Source organism: Flavobacterium sp., assembly GCF_049318185.1.
Lineage (GTDB): Bacteria > Bacteroidota > Bacteroidia > Flavobacteriales > Flavobacteriaceae > Flavobacterium.
Window position 1 is genome coordinate 1 of record NZ_JBMOGV010000220.1, and the last position, 1,903, is coordinate 1,903.

General features: G+C 29.4%; 2 protein-coding genes. Both read right to left on the reverse strand.

The features are described 5' to 3' along the window. Window positions 1-81: 81 nt before the first annotated feature. Complete coding sequence (locus ACOYLT_RS11775) at window positions 82-789, reverse strand: hypothetical protein (protein WP_422854031.1); 708 nt, start codon at window positions 787-789, stop codon at window positions 82-84. 168 nt (window positions 790-957) lie between these two features. Continuing rightward, the gene (locus tag ACOYLT_RS11780; protein WP_422854032.1) at window positions 958-1,734 is read right to left on the reverse strand and encodes a Fic family protein; all 777 of its coding nucleotides are present in this window, start codon (window positions 1,732-1,734) and stop codon (window positions 958-960) included. Window positions 1,735-1,903 lie beyond the last annotated feature (169 nt).

Here is a 1,903-nt window from a genome sequence, read left to right on the forward strand (position 1 = left end):
TTATGAAGTACTCATTTCTAGGTAATAAATTTCGAAGATTACTTTTTACTTCTATTGCTAGAAAACTCTCGCAGCTATAGATTAATTAAGCCTGAACAGTGTCATTACTTCGCAATCATGTTCGTTTATATAAAATGTAAAAGGTCGATTTTGAAAGAAATTCATTGTATTTTTCAAGTTTATTTTTTCAAGTGCCATATGAAGTAAAACTCTAGAATGTAATTGAAATAAGTTTTGTAAGCTGAATTCAATATCTAGGTAGTCTAGTTCTGCAAATTCTTCACAATCAATCCATGCAGGTTGAAAATTAATTCCGTTGTCCAGAAACAGAATTTGTTTTTGATAGTCGAATTCGCCAGAAATATAACGTGGTTCTTCTAATAATGGATATTCCTGTTTCCCAAAGCAATATATATCACCAAAGAAATGATAATAAAAGTCATATTCGATAAATATTGCCTGAATTTCATGATGCTTGCCTGAAATTTTAATTTCATGAAGTTTTTTTTCAAGTTCTATTTCAAAATAGCTAATAAGCGCATTATTATCCAGCATTAAATATTGTGAAAGTTTATTTTTATATAAATTATCTCTAGTTGTGTCTTTTGATAATTTTTTCAAATCAATTAGCATTTGTTGCTCCTGGTTGTCCATAATATATACTCGGCCAGTTTTAATGTCGTCATATTGTTCTTTATATAACCTAGATATTGAAGTCCCTTCTAAACTTTCAAATATGATATCTCTTTGTTTTTCTAATTGGGATAATATTCTTGTGTTGATGTCCATATTTTAATCCCTCAAATACTTTTTATTATAGATTTATTTTCCTGGTTTTCTTAATAGGATAATCAATGTGAAAGGCGCTCTTTAAATGTAACAAATTTATTTTAGAAAAATCACTTTATTTGTAGATCTACTTAGTTTTTGAAGAAACAATTACCATAACAGGTTTATTTATCTCGCGGTTAGTGACATTGGTAATAAAAGTAAAAAGGGCAAACTCAGATCGTAATTAGTTTTCTCGTAGGAGGGTCCTATTGCCATTTTGGTGTAATACGATCTTAACCTGTTTTGGTATAATTTTTCAGATTCAATAAACCAAGCTTTTTTACCTAATTTCTGAACTAAGAACCACTTCTCAAGCAATCTCGCCATTCTTCCATTACCATCTGCAAATGGATGAATTTTTACGAAGACCAAGTGTATGAAGGCAGCATAATAAAAAATTTCATTCATTGTCATTTCTCTTTCAATCAGAATACTGAGATCCTTGTAAAAAAGATTCATTTCATCAATCACTATTTCTTTGCTTGCACCTTTATATACTTTTTTTCCGCCTGCAAAAATATAAACATCATTATCGCGAATATTACCCCTATAGCGATCTTCTGAAATTAGGTTTTCTGATAGTATTGAATGAGCGGAAAGAATATTTTTTTTAATCAGTGTATGAGTACTTGCAAAATGATACGCATTAATTAGATCTTTAATCTCTTGAAAAGATTTACTCTTAGTATTCATTCCCGAAGTGCTATATTTTAAAAAAGAGTCAAAATCAATGGGGTTTCCCTCTATCATTGATGAATAGACAGAAGATTTTGAAATATGGTAGCCAAAGGAATGCGTACTTAAAACAGTCTCCTTTAATTTGTTAAAGTGTTTTAAAATAGTAATAGGCTGAGCATCCTTGTAATAATCCAAATAATCTGAAATGATTAACCTTGTTTTCATATTCTAATATAACAATTTTTTTTTAATCAAACATTTTCCTATTCCAATAGCCATCCAAAACAGAAGTTTTTTAAGTGATAAGTTGAATATGATAAAAGTGTTTCCAATCAATAATAGTAATATTTGTTAACTGCTCCCAATCCACCATAAAGTTAGAACCCGTGGCAGT

Excerpts from the sequence above, each read along its gene's own strand:
- ACOYLT_RS11775 (WP_422854031.1), bottom strand. The coding sequence starts at position 789 with ATGGACATCAACACAAGAATATTATCCCAATTAGAAAAACAAAGAGAT.
- ACOYLT_RS11780 (WP_422854032.1), bottom strand. The coding sequence starts at position 1,734 with ATGAAAACAAGGTTAATCATTTCAGATTATTTGGATTATTACAAGGAT.